This is a genomic window from Flagellimonas aequoris, from assembly GCF_003584165.1.
Classification (GTDB): domain Bacteria; phylum Bacteroidota; class Bacteroidia; order Flavobacteriales; family Flavobacteriaceae; genus Flagellimonas; species Flagellimonas aequoris.
Map to the genome: position 1 here is coordinate 651391 of NZ_QXFJ01000030.1, position 21136 is coordinate 672526.

The following is a 21136-nucleotide window of genomic DNA, read 5'->3' on the forward strand; positions in this document are numbered from 1 at the left end:
TTTAAAATTTAAAGTTGTAGGTCAATGAGGGTACAATGCCAAAAATGGCAGTTCGGGTGGCTTCGTTGGCCCCGGTTTCCAAGTTTTGTCCAAAGGAGATGGATGCCGCATTTTTTCTACTGTACAGATTATAAATACTGAGAACCCATTCTCCTTTGAATCGTTTGTTCTGATATTTTCTTGGTTTGTAATTGACCGAAACATCCAAGCGATGGTAAGCTGGCAAACGATCGGAATTACGGGGGGCATAACTGGCTATGGACAAATCTTCGTATACGTATTGCCCATTGGGATAAGTTACAGGTCTACCCGTTTGAAAAACGAGATTGGTCCCAAAACTCCATTGGTCGTCCAAACGATAGGCTCCCGATACGGATATGTCGTGGGTCCTATCAAAAGATGTATTGTACCACTTGCCATTGTTGATGCCTGGCCCACCAGCCGTTCCCCCCAAGGTCCTTTGTTCCGATTTGGAAAGGGTGTACGCAATCCATCCCGTAAAGTCGCCCTCATTCTTCCGAAGGAGGAGTTCCAATCCGTAGGCCCGCATTTCGCCATTCAAAACTTCGGTCTCAATGGTATTTTGACCGATCAGATCGGAGCCATCTATGTAATCAATTCTATTGTCCACGGTTTTATAGTAAGTCTCTACTTCCAGTGAATACATCTTGTCCGTAAAATTGCGAAAGTACCCCAACGCATATTGGTTGGACAACTGGGGCTTGATAAAGGGGCCGCTGGGAGTCCAAACATCCAAGGGGGTTGCAGACGATGTATTGGACAACAAATGGATGTACTGTGCGGTGCGTGAAAAACCTGCTTTTAGGGACGATTCCTCATCCAGAAGGTAAGCCAATGAAACCCGGGGTTCAAGATTACCAAAGCTTTTGATAACATCACTTTTAGCGAAATGGGTCTCCCCTGTTGCTTCTCCCCTTTCATAAATGCCCAATTCAGGATTGTACACCACGGGCTGATCGTTTGCGTAGGTGTTGATGGGTTGTCCGCCCAATCGAGAGAAAGCACTGTATCGCAATCCGTACTGTACCGTGAGTTTAGGGCTGAGTTTGTGCTCCGCACTTAGATACAACCCACTTTCAAAGGCTTTTTTCTGGTCCAGTTTTAACGGATTCACGGGTGATGTTTCGGCGGTGGGACTTACTTCCCCAGGATTGAAATCATAATAAATACCGTTGATGCCAAAATCCAATTTGAAGGCGTCGCTTAAATAATATTTAAAGTCATACTTGAGGTTATAATTGGTAATGGAAGACACCCAATCAAATTCCTCCTGGGCAAATTCCAAATCGTAGTCATATCGACTTAGGATGGCCGAAAGATTGGAAAACAACCGGTCGTTGAATATGTGGTTCCAACGCAGATTACCCGTGGAATTCCCATAACTACTGTCAAAAGCGTTCCCCAGTTTAAAGGCATCGCGGCCAAAATAACCACTCAAAAAAAGCTTGTTGTTACGATTGATACTGTAATTGGTCTTGAGGTTCAGGTCGTAGAAACTGACGCTGTTTTCTTCTCCTGTGGCTTTGAGCAATAAATCAACATAGGACCGGCGACCGGCGACTAAAAAGGAACCGTTGTCCCCAAAAATAGGCCCTTCTGCCGTCAGTCGGCTCGAAATAACCCCGATACCCCCGTTCAGTTCAAAGTTTTTGCTGTTCCCATCTTTTTGTCTAATGTCCAATACGGAAGATACCCTGCCCCCAAAGCTGGCCGGAATACCTCCTTTGTAGAGTTTCATATCTTTAATGGCATCCGCATTGAAGACCGAGAAGAACCCAAACATATGCGAAGTGTTATAAATAATGGCCTCGTCTAGCAGCACGAGGTTCTGGTCCTGCGCACCGCCCCTTACATGGAACCCTCCAGTACCCTCTCCATTATTGGTAACGCCGGGTAACATTTGAAGGGATTTCAACACATCCAATTCCCCCAATACCACGGGCATTTGTTTAACGGTACCTATATTCATCTTCACCACGCTCATTTCAGGTTTTCGCAATATGGCTCGTTCCGGTTCGTCTGCGGTGACGACCACTTCATCAAGCTCGGTCGAGAATTCGGAAATTTCCACATCGTTTTTAATGTCGCGGTCCAAATGGATCTTCATTCGGATTTCGCTATATCCCATGTATGAAATGCTCAACACATACTCGCCTTCCGGTGCTGTAACGGAATAAAATCCATATTCATTGGTGACCCCACCAATGGTAGTGCCGTCCAAGAACACGGAAGCACCGAATAGGGTCTCCCCATTGCTTTTGTCGGTAATGGTGCCACTAATGGTGTGACTGGTCTGGCCTATGGCTAGGATACAGCCCAAAAAGAAAAACCACAGCAACCAAACGGTACATTTGATTGCTGGGTCCAATTGTGATCTACTGTTCATTTTTTGATGTTTTGATGGTTGTACTTGAAATTTTCACCATCATAGACAGGTCAAAAAAGGAAGGGTTGCATACACGGGCTTTTTTATGGGATCTTTCTTTCCATATTTTACAATCGATAGATTTTTACAAGTTTTTTTTCTTCATGGTGCAACCCTTTACTTTTGTGTTTGTCTTTAGCAAGAGACAAGGCATCAACCTAAACCATTGGAAACCGACATCCGATTTACGCATAAGGCCATAGTGGAGCAATGCAAAGCCGGCAATAGCAACTCACAATACGAGCTGTATTCCTGCTATGTGGATGCTATGTACAACGTGGGGTTCCGCTTTTTGGGCAATGCAGAAGATGCGGAGGATATTGTACAGGACAGCTTTGTGGATGCCTTTAAAAACCTGGACAGCTTTAAGTATGAAAGTAGTTTTGGTTCATGGTTGAAGCGAATTGTCATCAATAAGAGCATCAATCACCTAAAAGCCAAACGTATACCCGTGGTACCGATGGAAGCACATGAGTTCCACTTGACGGATGACGAACCTGTGGAGGCTGAGGCCACGGATATAAACAAAGTAAAGAAGGGTATTGCCCTACTCCCGGATGGTTACCGGGAAATCATCAATCTGTATTTGATTGAAGGATATGACCATGTGGAAATTGGGGAGATTTTGGGTATTTCTACCAGTACTTCAAAATCACAATACCACAGGGCCAAGAAAAAATTATTGGAAATCATCAATGAACTGTAATGGACAATTTTGAAAAGCATATTAGGGACCATGCAGCCCAATTCAACGAACGAAGGGCGGACAAGGACAAAATGTGGGCCAAGATTTCAGAAGAACTGCATCAGAAGAAATCCAAGGTAATCCCTCTCTGGAAAAGACCCGTGTTTCGCGTGGCTGCTTCGGTGTTATTATTGTTGGGCATTGCTTCGTTTTTTGGACTGGCGGTGTTGAACAACAATGCCAACAAAACACAGTACGCCTCCAAAGAATTGATGGAAATAGATATGTATTACAAGGATTTGGTCTCCTACCAAGTGCAGTTGGTAAAGAATAACCAGTCCCTTTCCGAAGAAAACAAAGCAGAGTTTCTGTCCTTTATGGATGAACTCGACGCTGAATATGAAGTCCTTAAGAAGGAAATGCAAAAAAACCTTGACAATGAGCAAGTACTGGAAGCCATTGTGGGCAACTACAAGAAGCGTATCGAGCTCATTGAGAATTTGTTACACCAATTAAACGAATCTAAAAAACCGGATGAAGATGATTATGGATACACGTTATAGAAAGGTCCTATGGATGGCCTTGCTGCTGATTTCGGTGCATTCTGCCAGGGCACAGGAAAAGGTATATAAAACCATTGAGAAGAGTTTCCCGTTCACGAACTCGGGCGAGTTTCAATTGGAGAACAAATATGGGAACATTACGCTTAAAGGATGGGACCAGAACAAAGTTCTGGTGAACATTTCGGTTACGGTAAACCATCGTAAAAAGGAGAATGCAGAGGATTTGTTGGAGCGTATCAACCCAAAGATCAAAACCAGTAATGGCTATATTTCCATTGTTTCGGAAATCGCCAATAAAAATACAGGATGGTTTGCCGATATTTTAAATAAGGCCAACCCCATTGACTTTGATCGCAGTCATGTACAAATAGATTATGAGGTCTATCTTCCTGTAAAAGCCGGGCTCAAGATCACCAATCGTTTTGGGGATGTGGTCATTGAGAATTGTATGGGTACTCTTAATACCTTGATCGAGCATGGTGATTTGTGGATCGGAGAAAATCTGAACAAGGCAGATATTGTTTTGAGATATGGGAAAGTCCGCGCCAAGGATTTGAACTATGCGGATATAGACTTGAAAATAGGGGAATTGAACATGGAAAATTCAAAAAACCTACGCTTGCGAAGTGATGGTACGGAAATCCATATCAATTTGGTGAATTCCTTGGAAGTGTATTCGAACAAGGACCATATCGCTATAAACGAAGCAGGGTCACTATTTGGAAACCTGGAATTCACCACATTCAAATTGGAACGGTTGACGGGTGATGTTGACTTGAATATGAAGATTGCGGATTTTCAAGTGTTTGCCATCACAAACCCATCTGCTGCAATAGGCATACAACAAGAATCTGCGGATATTACCCTAACGGTTACCAATTTCTCCCACCGCTTTACGGCAACCTTGGAGCAAGGTGTGGTGCGCTTGCCCAAATCTTTTGAGAACGTCAGCTCCGAAATGTTGGACAAAGGCCGCAGGCTTCGAAAAATTGATGCCACTTATGGAAAGGAACGTAAAGGGAGTATTTCCATACAAGGGGAAAAGGGAATTGTAACCATAAACAATTAAAAAAACACGAAATGCAACCCTTTGCCAAATACATTGTCTTTAAAACAAAATCAATCAGAAAACCAATAAAAATGAACAATCAAAAAACAACTTCCTTACTTTTTTTCCTATTGCTTGGCATGATGGGGTTCGCCCAAGATGATGACGGCCAATACATTACATTCAATGACCGAAAGAATGTGGTGCACGGTGTCTATCTGGGGTTATCCACCTACTTTGGCGAAATCGAGGGAGAGGATACCTATATCGGAGGATTAAAGGTGGCCTACGTGGCCAACAGACAGTTTGAAGTAGGTTTTATGGCCAACATACTGTATTCTGAACAGAACATCTTCAATCCGAGAACCAACAATAACGATGATATTGTTGCCGTGTACGGAGGGCTGCATTTGGAACCAATATTGTTTGGCAAGAACAGGGTAAGCCTATCCTTTCCCATATTGATCGGTGGCGGTGGTGTGGGCTACGTGGATCATAACGCTGTGGTGAATGATGAGAATGTTGATTTGGACGACGATGATATTGATGCCGTGTTTGTATTGGAACCGGGTATGAATGTGTTGTTCAACATTTCTAGATATGTTCAATTGGAAGCTGGTTTCAGGTATAGAGTCTCCAGTAGAATAGAGTTGGCGCAAAGCCCGGTGGATAGGATCAATGGTTTTTCCGGAGGTATTGGGGTCAAGCTGGGTGTTTTTAATATGGGCCGTAATCGCTACAAAAAACATTTGGACTGATGAAAAAGAAAAATGTAAAAAGAGAACCCATTGAAATCCAACTGGTTTACACCCAAAACAATCAGGTTTTTACAAAAAACGACCAAGAAGAATGGTTGCCGGTTTCATTTCAGTGGGTTACGATTCCATTTTCAAAATGATTGGGCCGACCAATGAGTGTCTCACACTAGTGCCTCCTTTCTAGGACTTGGGCAATATCATCCAATTTGTATCCCTTGGCCTGCAACAAGATCAAATAGTGGAACAATAGGTCGGCACTCTCGTTCAAGAAAAGGTCATCATTGGTGTCTTTGGCCTCAATGACGGTTTCCACGGCTTCCTCCCCTACTTTTTGGGCTATTTTGTTGATGCCTTTTCGGAATAATGAAGCCACATAACTTTCCGGATTTTCCTGATTATTTTTTCGGGATTCGATGATGTTTTCCAAGGTGGACAGAAAGCCATAAGCCTGTGCATTTTCTTCGGCCCAACAGGTATCGGTTCCTTTGTGACAGGTGGGCCCAGCGGGATTCACAGTAACCAAAAGGGTATCGTTGTCGCAATCTACTTTTATATCGACCAGATTCAGGAAGTTTCCACTTTCCTCACCTTTGGTCCAAAGTCGTTGCTTGGATCGACTAAAAAAGGTCACCTTTCTACTCTTTTGCGTTACGTCAAAAGCTTCTTGGTTCATATAGCCCAGCATCAATACGGTTTTGGTCTTCGCATCTTGAATGATGGCAGGCACAAGACCTTCTGGGTTTTTGTCGAAATCTATTTTCATACTTTATTGTTTTTTGATTGTTAAATCTCGATAGCTCCTTCGACTGCGCTCAGGATGACAGCTCGATGTGACCATCAACTATAATCTAACAGGGATCCCTTCTTCCCTTAGTTCGTTCTTTAAATTGTGTATTTCAATTTCCTTAAAATGAAAAACACTGGCCGCCAGGGCAGCATCAGCCTTCCCATCTATGAAGGTATCGGTAAAATGGGAAATGGTTCCGGCACCCCCTGAGGCAATGATGGGAATGTTCACCAATTCGGACAATTGTGCCAAAGCTTTGTTGGCAAACCCATTTTTGGTTCCATCATGATCCATAGAGGTGAACAATATTTCCCCTGCTCCCCTTTCTTCTACTTCTTTGGCCCAATCAAACAAGTTGATTTCAGTTGGCACTTTACCGCCTACCAAATGTACTTTCCAAACACCATCAATCTGTTTGGCATCAATGGCGACCACAATACATTGGGAACCAAATTTGGCCACCAACTCGTTGATGAGTTCCGGTCTTTTTACCGCTGAGGAGTTGATGGACACCTTATCGGCACCGTTCTTAAGCAAGATATCGACATCCTCCACCGAAGAAATGCCCCCGCCCACCGTAAATGGAATGTTGATGGTCTCCGCTACGTGATAGACCAATTCCGCCAAGGTCTTTCGTTTTTCCTCGGTGGCCGAAATATCCAAAAAGACCAATTCGTCCGCCCCTTCTTTAGCATAAATAGCAGCCAATTCTACCGGATCACCAGCATCGCGGAGATCCACAAAATTGACACCTTTCACAGTGCGTCCGTTTTTGATATCCAAACAGGGTATGATTCGTTTTGTAAGCATAATTTGTCGTCACCCTAGCATAATATAGGGATCTTGTTTGATTTTAATTTATGTTATGCGATGCCGAAACAAGTTCGGCATGACGTTTTCTTCGAAAACCATCTTTGAATTTTAATCGTCACCCTGAACTTGTTTCAGGGTCTCATTTTAATAGTCCAGTGCTTCTAATGTTGGATTCTGTTCTTTAATCAAGTTAACTTTCCAGTCGTGGTGCCAGTTTTTCAATTGTTTTTCTCTTGTAATAGCCTGATTAATATCAGAATAAACTTCAAAGTACACCAAATCAATAACATTGTACTTCTCTGTAAATTTTGAGGCAATTCCTTCTTTATGTTCCCCATTCTTTTGGCCAGATCTGAAGTGATTCCAATATAGAATGTTGTTCTGAACTTGTTGGTCAATATGTAAACAAAACTCTGATTCATCATTTATGATGTCCAAACAAGTTCGGCATGACGTTATTCGTTCTTCACATTCAGGTCTACCCCATCATAAAACCCCAAATCTTTATTTTCCAAAAGTTTGGTCCAAAGGGCAATCTGTCCAGTGTGGTACGATAGGTGCTCTGTAACATGGATAATGTTCCCAACCCCTGAAAAATTAAACCCCTGAACGGAACGTTTCCGGAGCAATTCCTGCAACGGAGCCTCATAAAAGGTTCGTTTGGCCTTATCCACGGTATCACTAAGTTTTTTGAACAATTCCTCTTTTGAAAATCCAGAGGTTGCTGAAAATTCCTCGTCTCGTTTGCGATTGTCCTCTTCATTTTTGATGGAAGCAATCCCGTATTGAGTGATATTTCCACATAAATGCAGCATCAAATTTCCAATGCTGTTGCTGGATTCGTTCGGTTTCTGCCAAATTTTGTCTTCGGGTAATTTGTCCAAACAAATTTTGATCATGCGAAGGCTTTCGTTCATCCGATAGCCCACGTTCCAAGTCAGTTCATCCTGAAGTTCTTTTTCCTTATCCATTTTCAAGAATATATTGTTCCAATTGTTTTAAACTGATTCTATTTTCATAAATGGCCTTACCAATAATGGTGCCCTCACAACCAATTTCAGCCAGTTTTGGGAGTTCGTCAAAGGTGGAAATACCTCCACTGGCAATCAATTTCAATCCCGTTGCGGTTTGGGACAGAATCTTTCTGTATAAATCGAAAGAAGGTCCTTGTAACATCCCATCTTTACTGATATCGGTACAAATGACATACTGAATGCCTTCCTTTTGATAAGATTGTATAAAAGGTACTAGATTTTGCTTAGATTCTTCCTGCCATCCTGAAACGGCCACCTTTTCGTTATGGGCATCGGCTCCCAAAATGATTTTTTCTGGACCATAAGCCTTTAACCATCCCAAGAAAGTTTCCTTATCCTTCACAGCAATGCTTCCCCCGGTAATTTGGGAAGCCCCACTTTCAAAGGCAATTTTTAAGTCTTCGTTCGACTTAAGACCTCCGCCAAAATCGATTTTAAGGCTGGTTTGGGAAGCAATGCTTTCCAAAACCTTATGGTTTACGATGTGCTTTGATTTTGCACCATCCAGATCTACTAAATGAAGGTATTGAATGCCGTGTGCCTCAAATTGTTTTGCAACTTCCACGGGATTTTCATTGTATACTTTTTTGGTCCCGTAATCTCCTTTGGAAAGTCGGACACATTTCCCTTCAATGATGTCTATGGCAGGAATCAATCTCATACGTTAATCATATTTGGCGCGGTCAATGGCCAACCACATTTCTGAATTTCCAACTCTTTTAAAACCGAATGCTTCGTAAAAACTATGGGCATCCTTCGTCTTTAAGGCTACCGTTTTAACCGTTAGAATATCGGGTCGTTCCAAGATATGTTTCACCAACATTTTACCCAATCCTCGGCCTTTATACGGGTCAAAGATCACCACATCCATAATGTAGGCGAATATCAAGGAATCTGTCAATAATCTGGCAAAACCAACTTGTTCATCCTTATCGGCGTAAACACCAAAACAGATGCATTTGTCAATGGTCATCAAGGTTTGATCTATGGTCCTGCCACCACCCCAATAGGTGGATGTAACTTCTTGGTGAATCTTTGGAACATCCAATTTACCTTTGTCCTCTGAAATATAGAATTCCATCTAGATAACCGTTAAGAAATTATTCAAAATTATACTTCCAATGTCACTGCTCTTTTCTGGGTGAAACTGAACCCCATAAAAATTATCCTTTTGCAGGGCAGCACTGTATTCCAATCCATATTCGGAAGTAGCAATGGTTTCCTTGCCCTTTGGGGCATAAAAACTGTGTACCAAATAGATGTAGGACTTATCGGGAATACCCTTGAACAAATCTGTTTTTAAATCCGTGATCTGGTTCCAACCGATTTGGGGCACTTTCACCTGATTCGAAAATTTCTTCACATCGAGGTCAAAAATACCAAGTCCACGTGTATTGCCCTCTTCTGATGAATGGCACATAAGCTGCATACCTAGGCAGATTCCCAAAACCGGTTGCTCCAATTCCGGGATGAGGGTATCCAATCCACTGGTTCTCAATTTTGCCATGGCTGAACTGGCCTCTCCTACACCTGGGAAAATCACCTTGTCCGCTTCTTGGATTTCTGTGGCATCATGGGACAACACCGCATCATATCCCAACCGTTTCATGGCAAAGATGATGCTTTGAATGTTTCCTGCACCGTAGTCGATAATCACTATTTTCATTACAGCATTCCCTTTGTTGATGGCAAAACCATTTTTTCCACATCCCGTTTTACCGCCATTTTGATGGATTTTGCAAATGCCTTGAAAATAGCTTCAATTTTATGATGCTCATTGGTGCCTTCTGCCTTGATATTCAAATTAGCCTTGGCCCCATCAGAGAACGATTTGAAGAAATGTAAAAACATCTCCGTAGGCATTTCACCAATTTTTTCCCTGTTGAATTCGGCATCCCAAACCAGCCAGTTCCTTCCTCCAAAATCTATGGCTACTTGAGCTAAACAATCGTCCATGGGTAAACAAAACCCGTAGCGTTCAATGCCCAATTTGTTACCTAAAGCTTTGGAAAACACTTCGCCCAAAGCAATGGCGGTATCCTCAATGGTATGGTGTTCATCTACTTCCAGATCACCGTCTACCTTTATAGTAAGATCCATTTGTCCGTGGCGGGCCAATTGGTCCAACATATGGTCAAAAAAGGCCAATCCAGTTTGGATGTCACTTTTACCGGTTCCATCCAGATTTAACTTGATTTGGATATCCGTTTCATTGGTTTTTCTAAAGATTTCAGCAACACGATTTTCCAGTTTCAAAAACTCATAAATCTTTTCCCAATCGTTGCTTTCTAAAGCAATATAGGAATCCAACTCTTCTCTCTTAACCGTGATTTCTCCGGTTCCCAAATGGGTTTCATCATTGATATAGATGCCTTTGGCCCCTAGGTTTTTGGCCAATTCCACATCGGTCAATCGGTCACCGATCACAAAAGAGTTGGCAAGATCATACGCTTCCGAAAAATAGGATGTGAGCATTCCGGTTCCCGGTTTTCGGGTCGGGGCATTATCCTTCGCAAAAGTTTTGTCGATAAAGACATTATCGAAAACAACTCCTTCAGCTTCAAATGTGTTGACAATGAAATTATGTACGGGCCAAAACGTGTTCTCGGGAAAAATGTCGGTTCCCAAACCATCTTGATTGGTTATCATCACCAGTTCATAATCCAATTCCTTCGCAATTTTCGCCAAATAGGTGAAAGCCTTTGGATAGAAGATCAATTTTTCAAAAGAATCAATTTGTTCATCAATGGTTTCCTTGATAATGGTTCCATCACGATCAATGAATAATACTTTTTTGCCCATGTTTATAGTTGCTTTAAAATGGCTATCAATGCTTTGTTTTCGGTTGGTGTCCCAACTGTAAACCTTAAGGTGTTTTCACATAGTGGTTGGGTGCTGCGGTTTCGCACCACCACATGTTTATCGAGTAATTGCTGATAACGCTTATCGGCATTATCAACCTTGGCGAGTACAAAATTGGCGTCTGAAGGATATAGTTTTTCCACGAATTCCAAGTTTTGTAAAGCCTTTTCCAAATTGGAACGCTCCTCCAAAATTTGAACGACTTCCTGTTGCACGGCATCCTCATTCAAAACCCTTTGCAAAGCTTTTTGTTGGGTCAATTGGTTGACATTATAAGGAGGTTTTATCTTATTCAAAATGGAAATAATCGCTTCCGAAGCATAACAAACACCTAACCGGATTCCCGCCAAACCATAGGCTTTGGACAAGGTTTGGGTTACGATCAGATTGGGAAATTTTTTCAAGTTGTTCAACCAACTTTCCTGATTTGAAAAATCGATATACGCCTCATCAATGACCACCAATCCGTTGAAGGATTCCAAAAGCTTCTCAATGCTTTCCTTTTTAAAAGAATTACCAGTGGGATTGTTGGGTGAGCATATGAAAACCAGTTTGGTTTGTTCATCCACAGCTTCCAAAATCGCTGGGACATCCGGTTCAAAATCGGTAGTCAACATAACTTCCCTATTTTCCACGGCATTGATTCCTGCCAGTACTTTATACATGCCATACGTAGGCGGCAAAGTGATCACATTGTCTTGATTGGGTTCACAAAAGGCTCTGTAAATCAAATCCAAAACCTCGTCGCTACCATTTCCTAAAAGCATATTTCCTTCGGAAACGCCCTTCTGCTTTGCTAAAAGAGCCTTTAGGCTTCTTTGGTAAGGATCGGGATATCGGTTGACCCCATTATCGAAGGGATTTTCATTGGCATCCAAAAAAATCATGGTTGACCCATCGGAAACATATTCGTCCCGAGCCGAAGAATAGGGTTTTAACACCGCAACAGATTTCCTTGTTATTTCATTTAAATTGAACTTCATTTTAATTTTCTTAAAATGTATTCTACTATATACAAACAGATAGTAATTGACCCAAATAAAACAGTAGCTCTATCAATGTTTTCAATTTTTCTATCCATAACTCCAACTATTGTTAATAAATAATCCAAAAGAATGAAAATGTCTACTACTACAAAAAGAGTGATTAAATACACTATAAAGTTGTATAGATAGTAGTTCAACTTCTTCATTTTAAATATTTCAATCGAAGCGTTACCGCATTTTTATGTGCCTGCAAACCTTCGGCTTCCGCCATCAACTCAATGGAAGAGCCAATGGTCTTCATTCCTTCTTTAGATATTTTTTGAAAGGTCATGCTCTTCATGAAACTGTCCAGGTTCACGCCACTATACTGCTTGGCGTAGCCGTTTGTGGGAAGGGTATGATTTGTTCCCGAAGCATAATCCCCGGCACTTTCAGGAGTATAGTTGCCAATGAAGACGGAACCTGCATTTTGAATGTTTTGAAGGTAAAACTCCTTATTTTCCACACAAACGATAAAGTGTTCCGGGCCATACTCATTGATCAAATCCATGGCCGACTCATCGTCTTTCATCAAGATCAGTTTGCTGTTTTGGATCGATTTCTCTGCAATGGCTACTCTTGGCAACACTTTTATCTGAGCTTCGATTTCCTTTTCAACAACATCCACCAATTTTTCGGAAGTAGAAACCAAGATCACTTGACTGTCAACCCCATGCTCTGCTTGACTCAACAAATCCGAGGCAACAAAAGCAGGATTGGCAGAATCATCAGCGACGACTAGGAGTTCGCTCGGCCCGGCGGGCATATCGATCGCAACTCCATATTTTGTTGCTAATTGTTTGGCGACCGTAACAAATTGGTTCCCAGGTCCGAATATTTTATACACATTGGGGATGGTTTCCGTGCCGAAGGTCATCCCAGCAATAGCTTGAATACCCCCTACTTTGAAAATTTTGGTTACCCCACAAAGTTGAGCGGCGAACAAAATGGTCGGGTTTACGTTACCTTTTTTATCTGGTGGCGTGCACAAAATAATTTCCTCACAACCCGCCAGTTTTGCCGGAATAGCCAGCATTAAAATGGTCGAGAATAAGGGAGCTGTACCTCCCGGAATGTAAAGCCCCACTTTTTGGATGGGCCTTTTTTCCTGCCAACACAACACCCCGGGCATCGTTTCCATTTCCACTTTGGCCGTTTTCTGGGCGGCATGGAATTTTTCAATATTGGATTTTGCCAAGGAAATGGCTTTTTTTAATTCGCTTGAAACCGAATCGGCCGCTGTTTGAATTTCCTCGTCTGTTACCAAAATAGAATCCAGTTGTACCCGGTCAAACTGGTCTGTATACTTTTTGATGGCCAAGTCCCCTCCTTTTTGAACCGCTTCAAAAATGGCCTCCACTGTTTGCTCTATGTCGGCAACCGTTTGGGTAGGTCGTTTGACTATCTCTGGCCAATCCTGTCTATTTGGATAATAAATCTTGTTCATTTCAATATATTTTGATCAAGTGTATGCCCAAGGCTTCATATCCTTGATTCTCCCAGAATTTCTTTCCTCTTACATTTTTGGCATAACAATTCACTTCGGCTCGGTCGCAACCCATCTCTTTGGCATAGTCATCCAAAAAATTCAACATTAGTTCACCTATACCCTTTCCTTGATATTGAGGTGAAATGATAACATTATCAGGCTCCACGTGTTTACCGGAATATAATTTGTTCAATATCCATACTCCACAAATACCTATCAATTCTTCTTGGTCATACACCCCGATGCATTGATAACCCATGGGTATCATTTCATTCAAACGGGTTTGCAATATATCCATGGGGATGGTCTCCCTGTTCAAAATATAGGCTAGTGGAAGAATACTACTCAGATTTTCCGTTGGTATCCATTTTATGGTAAATTGAGATTCCATTGCCGATTACATTACCATTTTTTCGATAGGACAAACCAAAATTCCCTCAGCTCCTGCTTGTTTCAAGGCATCGATCACTTCCCAAAAAGTGTCCCTTTTGATGACGGAGTGCACAGAACTCCACCCTTCTTCCGCCAAAGGCAAAACAGTGGGGCTTCGCATCCCTGGCAAAATGGAAATGATCTGATCTAGTTTTTCATTGGGGGCATTCAACAAAATATATTTGTTCTGGCGGGCCTGAAGTACCGATTGGATCCTGAATTGGATTTTCTTCAGGATTTTCCTTCGTTCTTCGGAAATCTTTGGGGAAACGGCCAAAACCGCTTCACTTTTTAAAATCACTTCTACTTCCTTCAAATTATTTTTGAACAAAGTGCTTCCACTGGACACAATATCACAGATACCATATGCCAAGCCGATGTTCGGTGCAATTTCCACCGATCCATTGATTAAGTGTAGGTCGGCCGTAACGCCTTTGGATTTGAGGTATTCATTGACGGTATTAGGATAGGAAGTGGCAATTTTCTTTCCTTCAAAGTCCTTTACTGAATCATACTTTACTCCTTTTGGAACAGCCAGAGAAACTCGGCATTTGGAGAAATTCAATTTTTCGGCCACAGCAATGTCCTTCCCTTTTTCAACCAAAACATTATCGCCGATTATGGCAATATCCACTACCCCATCCCTTAAATATTGGGGGATGTCCCCATTGCGCAGATAGAAAACTTCCAAAGGAAAGTTGGCGGCTGTTGCCTTTAGTTGGTCTTTTCCATTATCGATGGAAATACCACAATCCTTGAGGATTTGAAGGGAGTCTTCATTTAAACGACCGCTCTTTTGTACAGCAATCCGAATTTTTGTCATGTGTTCAACTTTTTTGTTCGAAAAACCAAATGGGTACAAAAACAAAACCCGTTTGATTTCTCAAACGGGTTAGAATATATTTTATATACAACAATACATTTCTATCTCGCTTGAGGGCAAGTATAAAAATGGTGGTGATGTACGTTCTTATTTCTCATTACAGTTCAAATGTAGAACATATTTTTTTATCAAAAAAGGGTTATTTAGTTATTTCCCAAAATTAGCGGGAGTCCGTCATCACCCGATCCTACTACAACTACTTTGGCATTTGGGGACTGAGCCAGTTTTAAAGTAGCTTCAATACCCTTGTCCTGTAGAATTTTGTCAGTTAGGGAAGCACTCAAAATTTTATTGGCATCCGCTTTACCTTGAGCTTCTATTCTTTGGCGTTCCGCTTCTTTTTGTGCGGTCACTAACCTAAACTCATATTCAAGGGATTCCTGTTCTTGTTTCAACTTGCGTTCAATGGCATCTTTGATGGTAGGAGGCAAGGTTACATCCCTTACCAATACTTCGTTCAATTGAATGTATTGGTCGGCCACTATCTTTTGGGTTTCCTCAAATATTTCTTGTTGAATGGCATCGCGCTTGCTGGAATATAATTGTTCTGGCGTATAGCGCCCCACTACACTACGGGCAGCAGAACGGATGGCGGGCAGTAAAACACGATCGATATATTGTTCACTTTTTTCCTTGTGCAATTTTCCAAGTTCATCATAGCTTGGTTGAAACCAAACAGATGCTTCCAATTTAATATCCAATCCATTGGAGGACAATACGTTCATTTTTTCCAGTTTTTCTTGTTGACGCACCTCATAGACGAACACTCTGTTCCAAGGAGCCACCAAATGAAATCCTTCTCCCAATGGCGGTTTGTCAGTTACAACGCCATCCCCAAAGGTTTTATAAAGCACACCTGCCTCACCGGAACCGATGGTCACCGCTGATTTGGAAATGATAATGATCAAGAAAATGATAGCCGCTATTGCCGGTAGGGCAATTTTTGGTAATCTGTCCATATATGTGGTTTTAAATTAATCCGTTGTATTTTCTGATGAACCATTCCAAGGCCAAGGTCAAGGCCATCAGTCCAAGTAAAATACGGAAATCTATTAAAGATACAACATTCTGCCTGCTCTTTTGGACGGGCAAAAATTGTGTTGAAGTGGCCAAGTCTTCAATGAGGGAATCAACCTGATCAAAATAGTACAATTTTCCTTGGTTTTTTTGTGCCAATCGGTCCAATTTCCGGTAATTGGCTGAAGATAATTGTTTCTCAGGATTGAAATCCAAAATTTTAAAACTACCAGAACGCTTGAGGTTTTCCCCTGTAACGGTCACCGTGAAATCATATACCCCAGAAGCCAAATCGCTTAGATCCACTTCAAAATAAGATCCTTTTAATAACATGGGAGCTTCGCGGACCAATTGATTTTCCTTACCCTCTACTCTAATGACGATTCTTGCATTGGTATCGAACTGGTAACTCTCATCAAAGTAGGAAGTCCTTATTTTTGCCAAACCAGCATTGTCGAACACTAGGGAATAGTCCAGTTCCAACCTGCTCCTTTGATTGTTGGAACCCAAATAGACCATAAGGTTCCCCATAAATTCATCAAACTTTTGAAAACTTTGGTCATTACGATACACCTGTGCCCTCCATCGCCAGAGATTTTCCCCAAACAGCGCTGCTTCCCGTTGCTTGCCTTCTGTGATAATGGTGAACAAAGGCTTGTCCAAATCAACCCCTCGAATTTGTTGGAACATCAATGGAGATGATTCCTTCAAAATGGATATTTCCCCAAGACTTCCGATAAGTGGTGGAAAGCTGTCCACCGTAAAATCACCCAAATTGAAAATGCCAAACGCATTGTTCAAAACAGGTAGAATATCTTCTGTTTGATTGTTGTTATCCTTGGAAAAACTACCCTGTGCTTGGTTCAGAAAATTCCAATCCGTTTTGCTACCCGTAATCGTAAAATAATTGAGCCCAGTTTTTTGTATAAAGGCGTAAACTTCACTAAAGCTTCGGGTGGGTTGGTACAAGATCAAAATATCGGTATCTTCTAATCCCTTGGTGGCAACACTTGGTTTTACTATAGAAACGGAACGTTGCTCATTGGCTTCAATGGATTTTTTGAGTGCCCCGATATCAGGGTGCAGCATATCGGAAATAATCACCACATTGGTTTGTTCATCAATAACCTCGATGGCCGATTCTTTGAAATTATTCGAAGTGTTCCTTTCATTTTCCAGTGTACCCACTTCAACTTTAATGGTTTTAATGCCCACGCTTTCCGCCTCGATCAAGGTGTTCAAGGTCTGGCTGTTTTTTGTTGCATTTAAGTTGACTTGCTCCTGATGCACCCTTTTTCCATTGATGGAAATGGAAACTGTTCTGGAAACTGGCCTAGCTCCCCGATAAAGAATGGTCGTTTCAACTGGGAACTTATTTTTTAGGAAAGCATATTTGTTGACATTGATCAAGCCGACCGCCAAATCTTCATACTGGGTGGTGTCGCCTACCACAACTGGGGCAACGGTCAGATGGTTCAAATGGAGATATTCGTAATCCCTTCCTAAGGTTTGGTTTCCATCCGAAAAAAGGACCGCGGCATTAGTGCCATTCAGAAAAATTTGATCTACCGTGGAAAGGGCCTTGGCAATATCGGTGTTGCTTTGATCAAACCGAATGGAATCCGTTGCCTCCAAATTGGAACCAAAGGCATATTGATGCATGGTAAACCGATCGTTCAGTTGTGGATTTGAACGAATCTGTTCCACTACTCCGGCAAGGTTGTCTTTTGAGGTACTTTCTTCCATAGAGGAGGAATCATCCACCAATAGCACCAGATTGGTCTTTTCCAAATAATAGTCGTTGTTGACAAACTTTGGATTGATCAGAAGCAAAAGGCCGCAGAATAAGGTCAGGAACCTCATTGCGGCCAATATGAATTTTAGATTACCCTTTTTTCGTGGGTTTTTATAGAAGTATTGATAAAAAACTAGACTGAGCGCGGCAACCGCTGCAAGAACAATAAGGAGTACCGTGCGCAATTCCATCCATTCTATGTTAGCATGCCACCATCAACGTTCAACACCTGGCCGGTAACATAATCAGAAAGATCGGAAGCCAAGAACAAACAGGCGTTGGCCACATCTTCCGGAGATCCACCACGCTTCAACGGAATGGCATCCCTCCAACCTTGTACAGTTTTTTCGTCCAATTTATCGGTCATTTCGGTTTCTATGAAACCAGGGGCGATGGCATTACAACGGATATTCCTAGATCCCAATTCAAGGGCCACAGATTTGGTGAAACCGATCATCCCTGCCTTTGATGCAGCATAGTTGGTCTGTCCGGCATTTCCCTTCACCCCAACCACACTACTCATATTGATAATGGAACCTTTACGCTGTTTCAACATGGTGCGCTGTACGGCTTTGGTCATGTTAAAAACGGATTTCAGGTTGATTTCGATCACGGAATCAAAATCCTCTTCGCCCATACGCATCAAAAGGTTGTCCTTGGTGATACCTGCATTGTTAATCAACACATCGATTCTACCGTCAAAATCCTCCAACACTTGGGCCACAAGTTCTTCTGAGTCTGCATAACTGGCTGCATTGCTCTTGTAAGCTTTGGCTTTTACACCCATGCTGGTCAACTCTTTTTCCAGCTCTAAAGCTGGTGCTTCACTGGAACTATAAGTGAAGGCCACATTGGCCCCGTGTTTTCCAAATACTTCGGCAATCCCTTTTCCAATTCCGCGACTAGCTCCTGTAATGATTACATTTTTCCCTTCCAAAAGTTTCATAAGATGATTGTGTTTGAATGGTTATCCACCAAATATAGTTGTTGTTTTAGGTTTAGACGAAAAAAAATCCCGCTAAAAAACGGGATTTAGAATAGATTTAACGGTCAGTTATCCCGCCACTTCTTTTACTTTGGCGCCAATTTCAGCTGGGGAATCCACTACGTGGATACCACATTCGCGCATGATTCTTTTCTTGGCCTGGGCAGTATCATCGCTACCTCCTACAATAGCTCCGGCGTGACCCATGGTACGACCTGCAGGTGCAGTTTCACCGGCGATGAACCCAACAATAGGCTTTTTGCTACCGCTTGCTTTGTACCATCTTGCTGCTTCGGCTTCCAATTGCCCACCGATTTCACCGATCATTACCACGCATTCAGTTTCAGGGTCGTTGATCAAAAGTTCCACCGCTTTTTTGGTTGTGGTTCCGATGATGGGATCCCCACCAATACCGATGGCCGTTGTGATTCCCAATCCTTGACGTACTACTTGATCAGCGGCCTCATAGGTAAGGGTTCCTGATTTGGAAACAATCCCCACTTTTCCTTTTTTGAAGACGAAACCAGGCATGATACCTACTTTGGCCTCTCCAGGGGTGATGACACCAGGGCAGTTTGGACCGATCAAAGTACAGTCTTTATCTTGAATGTAATCGTAAGCTTTTACCATATCAGCCACAGGAATACCTTCGGTGATGGTAATGATCACCTTGATTCCGGCACTGGCAGCCTCCATAATGGCATCTGCAGCAAACGCTGGCGGTACAAAAATAATTGTGGTGTCGGCACCAACTTCCTTAACGGCATCCTCCACCGTGTTGAAAACAGGTTTCCCCAAGTGCTCTTGGCCACCTTTTCCCGGGGTAACCCCGCCAACCACATTGGTTCCGTATTCAATCATTTGCTCGGCATGGAAGGTTCCTTCGCTACCGGTAAATCCTTGTACAATTATCTTTGAATCTTTGTTTACTAAGACGCTCATAGGTTTAACTTAATATAGGTGCAAAAATATGGTTTACTAAAGTTTTTATCTATTGATTTTTTAATTCTTTTTCAGTTTTTGCAGGATTTCTGGAATCTGCTTAACCGATGCCATTTGTTTTAGTTTTTCACGCGCTTCTTCAGCTGGACTACCAAAATAGGTTTTGCCGCCTTCCAAGGATTTGGCCACTCCCGTTTGGGCCAGAATAATAGCTTTTTTACCGATAGTGGCACCACTGGTAATCCCCACTTGGCCCCAAAGGGTCACTTCATCTTCGATGACCACACAACCGGCTATCCCTGTATGGGAAGCAATCAAGCATTTTTTGCCGATTACCGTGTCATGCCCCACCTGGATCTGGTTGTCCAATTTGGAACCTTCCTTGATGGTAGTGGCTCCCGTCACTCCTCTATCTATGGTACAGGATGCACCAATGTCCACATTGTTTTCAATGATCACGGTACCTCCCGAGAGCAATTTATCGAACCCTTCGGGCCTATTTTTGTAATAGAATGCATCTGCTCCCAGTACGGTATTCGCATGAATGGTCACGTTATCTCCGATAATGCAGCCATCATAAATGGTAACATGTGGATGGATGACGCAGTTCTTTCCAATTTTCACATGGTTTCCAATGAAAACTCCAGGTTGTATGATGGTACCCTCCCCTATTTCCGCAGTGGCGGAAATGATACTGTTGGAACTTACAAACGGTTTGAAATGCTTTGTCAGCTTATTGAAATCCCTAAAAGGGTCGTCCGAAATGAGCAAGGCCTTGCCTTCAGGGCAATCCACCTTTTTGTTGATGAGTACAACGGTGGCTTTGGAATTCAGGGCTTTGTCGTAATATTTGGGATGGTCCACGAACACAATATCGCCTTCTTCCACTACATGGATTTCGTTCATGCCAAAAACCGGGAAGACCTCGCTGCCGACAAATTCGGAACCAATGATATCCGCAATCTCCTTTAAAGTATGGGCTTTCGGAAATTTCATTTTTCCTTACTCTTTAGCGCGTTCCAAATAAGCTCCCTTTTCCGTATCGATTTTAATCTTATCCCCTTCGTTGATGAAAAGAGGTACGTTGATTCGGGCACCTGTCTCCACAGTTGCAGGTTTGGTGGCATTGGTGGCTGTGTTGCCCTTAACCCCTGGTTCCGTATGGGTCACTTCCAAGATAACGCTGGCAGGCATTTCCACGGAAAGAGGCATGTTGTCCTCGGCGTTGAAAATGATGGTGACCACTTCTCCTTCCTTCAATAAATCGGGAGCGTCCAAATTATCCTTTGGTAAAGATATCTGGTTGTAATCCTCCGTGTTCATGAAATGGAAGGTGTCTCCCTCAGGATATAAATATTGATAGGTACGGGTCTCAACACGCACATCCTCAATCTTGTGTCCGGCAGAAAAAGTATTGTCCAAGACCTTTCCTGTGGTCACACTTTTCAATTTGGTACGAACAAAGGCTGGGCCTTTTCCTGGTTTAACATGAAGAAACTCTACAATCTTGTAGATATCGTGGTTGTATCGGATGCACAACCCTTTTCTAATATCAGAAGTATTTGCCATAAA

General features: G+C 42.3%; 24 protein-coding genes. 5 read left to right on the forward strand and 19 right to left on the reverse strand.

Going from position 1 to position 21136, the window contains the following annotated elements:
• Position 1: 1 nt before the first annotated feature.
• Positions 2 to 2407 (reverse strand): TonB-dependent receptor, encoded by a 2406-nt coding sequence (locus D2U88_RS16510; RefSeq protein WP_119641620.1) that lies wholly within the window; start codon positions 2405 to 2407, stop codon positions 2 to 4.
• 205 nt (positions 2408 to 2612) lie between these two features.
• Here D2U88_RS16510 and D2U88_RS16520 point away from each other — a divergent pair, with 205 nt between their 5' ends.
• The 5 genes from D2U88_RS16520 (at position 2613) to D2U88_RS19595 (ending at position 5640) form a co-directional block, all read left to right on the forward strand.
• Positions 2613 to 3152 carry an RNA polymerase sigma factor gene (locus D2U88_RS16520; protein WP_235855386.1) on the forward strand — a complete coding sequence of 180 codons (540 nt, stop codon included), beginning with the start codon at positions 2613 to 2615 and terminating at the stop codon, positions 3150 to 3152.
• Positions 3152 to 3694, forward strand: a complete 543-nt coding sequence (locus tag D2U88_RS16525) for a hypothetical protein (protein WP_119641622.1) — start codon at positions 3152 to 3154, stop codon at positions 3692 to 3694. The genes D2U88_RS16520 and D2U88_RS16525 overlap by 1 nt, the downstream gene beginning before the upstream one ends.
• A complete protein-coding gene (locus D2U88_RS16530; protein WP_147378605.1) occupies positions 3672 to 4763 on the forward strand; it encodes a hypothetical protein in 1092 nt (363 codons plus the stop codon). Before D2U88_RS16525 ends, D2U88_RS16530 begins: the two co-directional genes overlap by 23 nt.
• A gap of 71 nt (positions 4764 to 4834) precedes the next feature.
• A complete protein-coding gene (locus D2U88_RS16535; RefSeq protein ID WP_147378606.1) occupies positions 4835 to 5500 on the forward strand; it encodes a hypothetical protein in 666 nt (221 codons plus the stop codon).
• The gene (locus D2U88_RS19595; protein WP_182859204.1) at positions 5500 to 5640 is read left to right on the forward strand and encodes a hypothetical protein; all 141 of its coding nucleotides are present in this window, start codon (positions 5500 to 5502) and stop codon (positions 5638 to 5640) included. Before D2U88_RS16535 ends, D2U88_RS19595 begins: the two co-directional genes overlap by 1 nt.
• Before the next feature lie 26 nt (positions 5641 to 5666).
• Here the strand turns inward: D2U88_RS19595 and hisIE are convergent, their stop codons facing one another.
• The 18 genes from hisIE to efp all read right to left on the reverse strand — a co-directional run bounded on the left by hisIE (position 5667) and on the right by efp (position 21133).
• The gene (gene hisIE / locus D2U88_RS16540; protein ID WP_119641625.1) at positions 5667 to 6263 is read right to left on the reverse strand and encodes a bifunctional phosphoribosyl-AMP cyclohydrolase/phosphoribosyl-ATP diphosphatase HisIE; all 597 of its coding nucleotides are present in this window, start codon (positions 6261 to 6263) and stop codon (positions 5667 to 5669) included.
• A gap of 78 nt (positions 6264 to 6341) precedes the next feature.
• Complete coding sequence (gene hisF, locus D2U88_RS16545) at positions 6342 to 7097, reverse strand: imidazole glycerol phosphate synthase subunit HisF (RefSeq protein WP_119641626.1); 756 nt, start codon at positions 7095 to 7097, stop codon at positions 6342 to 6344.
• Positions 7098 to 7244: 147 nt separating this feature from the next.
• Entirely contained in the window at positions 7245 to 7538 is a 294-nt protein-coding gene (locus D2U88_RS16550) for a GIY-YIG nuclease family protein (protein ID WP_470295074.1), read from the reverse strand.
• A 17-nt stretch (positions 7539 to 7555) separates the two neighbouring features.
• Positions 7556 to 8071 (reverse strand): DinB family protein, encoded by a 516-nt coding sequence (locus D2U88_RS16555; protein WP_119641627.1) that lies wholly within the window; start codon positions 8069 to 8071, stop codon positions 7556 to 7558.
• Positions 8064 to 8795 (reverse strand): 1-(5-phosphoribosyl)-5-[(5-phosphoribosylamino)methylideneamino]imidazole-4-carboxamide isomerase, encoded by a 732-nt coding sequence (gene hisA / locus D2U88_RS16560; RefSeq protein WP_119641628.1) that lies wholly within the window; start codon positions 8793 to 8795, stop codon positions 8064 to 8066. The genes D2U88_RS16555 and hisA overlap by 8 nt, the downstream gene beginning before the upstream one ends.
• 3 nt (positions 8796 to 8798) lie before the next feature.
• Positions 8799 to 9215: a GNAT family N-acetyltransferase gene (locus tag D2U88_RS16565; RefSeq protein ID WP_119641629.1), complete on the reverse strand. Its 417-nt coding sequence runs from the start codon at positions 9213 to 9215 to the stop codon at positions 8799 to 8801.
• Positions 9216 to 9800 carry an imidazole glycerol phosphate synthase subunit HisH gene (hisH, locus tag D2U88_RS16570; protein WP_119641630.1) on the reverse strand — a complete coding sequence of 195 codons (585 nt, stop codon included), beginning with the start codon at positions 9798 to 9800 and terminating at the stop codon, positions 9216 to 9218.
• Positions 9800 to 10936, reverse strand: coding sequence for a bifunctional histidinol-phosphatase/imidazoleglycerol-phosphate dehydratase HisB (gene hisB / locus D2U88_RS16575; RefSeq protein WP_119641631.1), 1137 nt, complete (start codon positions 10934 to 10936; stop codon positions 9800 to 9802). The genes hisH and hisB overlap by 1 nt, the downstream gene beginning before the upstream one ends.
• A 2-nt stretch (positions 10937 to 10938) precedes the next feature.
• Entirely contained in the window at positions 10939 to 11979 is a 1041-nt protein-coding gene (hisC, locus tag D2U88_RS16580; RefSeq protein ID WP_182859205.1) for a histidinol-phosphate transaminase, read from the reverse strand.
• 205 nt (positions 11980 to 12184) lie between these two features.
• Positions 12185 to 13468 carry a histidinol dehydrogenase gene (hisD, locus tag D2U88_RS16590; RefSeq protein ID WP_119641634.1) on the reverse strand — a complete coding sequence of 428 codons (1284 nt, stop codon included), beginning with the start codon at positions 13466 to 13468 and terminating at the stop codon, positions 12185 to 12187.
• Position 13469: 1 nt separating this feature from the next.
• The gene (locus D2U88_RS16595) at positions 13470 to 13901 is read right to left on the reverse strand and encodes a GNAT family N-acetyltransferase (RefSeq protein WP_119641635.1); all 432 of its coding nucleotides are present in this window, start codon (positions 13899 to 13901) and stop codon (positions 13470 to 13472) included.
• 6 nt (positions 13902 to 13907) lie between these two features.
• Entirely contained in the window at positions 13908 to 14765 is an 858-nt protein-coding gene (gene hisG, locus D2U88_RS16600; RefSeq protein ID WP_119641636.1) for an ATP phosphoribosyltransferase, read from the reverse strand.
• Between the two features lie 203 nt (positions 14766 to 14968).
• Positions 14969 to 15784 (reverse strand): prohibitin family protein, encoded by an 816-nt coding sequence (locus D2U88_RS16605; RefSeq protein ID WP_119641637.1) that lies wholly within the window; start codon positions 15782 to 15784, stop codon positions 14969 to 14971.
• A 10-nt stretch (positions 15785 to 15794) separates the two neighbouring features.
• The gene (locus tag D2U88_RS16610) at positions 15795 to 17828 is read right to left on the reverse strand and encodes a vWA domain-containing protein (RefSeq protein ID WP_119641638.1); all 2034 of its coding nucleotides are present in this window, start codon (positions 17826 to 17828) and stop codon (positions 15795 to 15797) included.
• Positions 17829 to 17833: 5 nt separating this feature from the next.
• Positions 17834 to 18583 (reverse strand): 3-oxoacyl-[acyl-carrier-protein] reductase, encoded by a 750-nt coding sequence (gene fabG / locus D2U88_RS16615; RefSeq protein ID WP_119641639.1) that lies wholly within the window; start codon positions 18581 to 18583, stop codon positions 17834 to 17836.
• A 108-nt stretch (positions 18584 to 18691) separates the two neighbouring features.
• On the reverse strand, positions 18692 to 19564 hold the full coding sequence (gene sucD / locus D2U88_RS16620) for a succinate--CoA ligase subunit alpha (protein ID WP_119641640.1): 873 nt from the start codon (positions 19562 to 19564) through the stop codon (positions 18692 to 18694).
• A 60-nt stretch (positions 19565 to 19624) separates the two neighbouring features.
• On the reverse strand, positions 19625 to 20560 hold the full coding sequence (locus D2U88_RS16625; RefSeq protein WP_119641641.1) for a UDP-3-O-(3-hydroxymyristoyl)glucosamine N-acyltransferase: 936 nt from the start codon (positions 20558 to 20560) through the stop codon (positions 19625 to 19627).
• 6 nt (positions 20561 to 20566) lie between these two features.
• Positions 20567 to 21133, reverse strand: coding sequence for an elongation factor P (gene efp, locus D2U88_RS16630; RefSeq protein ID WP_119641642.1), 567 nt, complete (start codon positions 21131 to 21133; stop codon positions 20567 to 20569).
• Positions 21134 to 21136: the final 3 nt, after the last annotated feature.

Coding starts and splice junctions, on each gene's coding strand:
- D2U88_RS16510 (WP_119641620.1), bottom strand. CDS start 2,407: ATGAACAGTAGATCACAATTGGACCCAGCAATCAAATGTACCGTTTGG.
- D2U88_RS16525 (WP_119641622.1), top strand. CDS start 3,152: ATGGACAATTTTGAAAAGCATATTAGGGACCATGCAGCCCAATTCAAC.
- D2U88_RS16530 (WP_147378605.1), top strand. CDS start 3,672: ATGATTATGGATACACGTTATAGAAAGGTCCTATGGATGGCCTTGCTG.
- D2U88_RS16535 (WP_147378606.1), top strand. CDS start 4,835: ATGAACAATCAAAAAACAACTTCCTTACTTTTTTTCCTATTGCTTGGC.
- D2U88_RS19595 (WP_182859204.1), top strand. CDS start 5,500: ATGAAAAAGAAAAATGTAAAAAGAGAACCCATTGAAATCCAACTGGTT.
- hisIE (WP_119641625.1), bottom strand. CDS start 6,263: ATGAAAATAGATTTCGACAAAAACCCAGAAGGTCTTGTGCCTGCCATC.
- hisF (WP_119641626.1), bottom strand. CDS start 7,097: ATGCTTACAAAACGAATCATACCCTGTTTGGATATCAAAAACGGACGC.
- D2U88_RS16555 (WP_119641627.1), bottom strand. CDS start 8,071: ATGGATAAGGAAAAAGAACTTCAGGATGAACTGACTTGGAACGTGGGC.
- hisA (WP_119641628.1), bottom strand. CDS start 8,795: ATGAGATTGATTCCTGCCATAGACATCATTGAAGGGAAATGTGTCCGA.
- D2U88_RS16565 (WP_119641629.1), bottom strand. CDS start 9,215: ATGGAATTCTATATTTCAGAGGACAAAGGTAAATTGGATGTTCCAAAG.
- hisH (WP_119641630.1), bottom strand. CDS start 9,800: ATGAAAATAGTGATTATCGACTACGGTGCAGGAAACATTCAAAGCATC.
- hisB (WP_119641631.1), bottom strand. CDS start 10,936: ATGGGCAAAAAAGTATTATTCATTGATCGTGATGGAACCATTATCAAG.
- hisC (WP_182859205.1), bottom strand. CDS start 11,979: ATGAAGTTCAATTTAAATGAAATAACAAGGAAATCTGTTGCGGTGTTA.
- hisD (WP_119641634.1), bottom strand. CDS start 13,468: ATGAACAAGATTTATTATCCAAATAGACAGGATTGGCCAGAGATAGTC.
- D2U88_RS16595 (WP_119641635.1), bottom strand. CDS start 13,901: ATGGAATCTCAATTTACCATAAAATGGATACCAACGGAAAATCTGAGT.
- hisG (WP_119641636.1), bottom strand. CDS start 14,765: ATGACAAAAATTCGGATTGCTGTACAAAAGAGCGGTCGTTTAAATGAA.
- D2U88_RS16605 (WP_119641637.1), bottom strand. CDS start 15,784: ATGGACAGATTACCAAAAATTGCCCTACCGGCAATAGCGGCTATCATT.
- D2U88_RS16610 (WP_119641638.1), bottom strand. CDS start 17,828: ATGGAATTGCGCACGGTACTCCTTATTGTTCTTGCAGCGGTTGCCGCG.
- fabG (WP_119641639.1), bottom strand. CDS start 18,583: ATGAAACTTTTGGAAGGGAAAAATGTAATCATTACAGGAGCTAGTCGC.
- sucD (WP_119641640.1), bottom strand. CDS start 19,564: ATGAGCGTCTTAGTAAACAAAGATTCAAAGATAATTGTACAAGGATTT.
- D2U88_RS16625 (WP_119641641.1), bottom strand. CDS start 20,560: ATGAAATTTCCGAAAGCCCATACTTTAAAGGAGATTGCGGATATCATT.
- efp (WP_119641642.1), bottom strand. CDS start 21,133: ATGGCAAATACTTCTGATATTAGAAAAGGGTTGTGCATCCGATACAAC.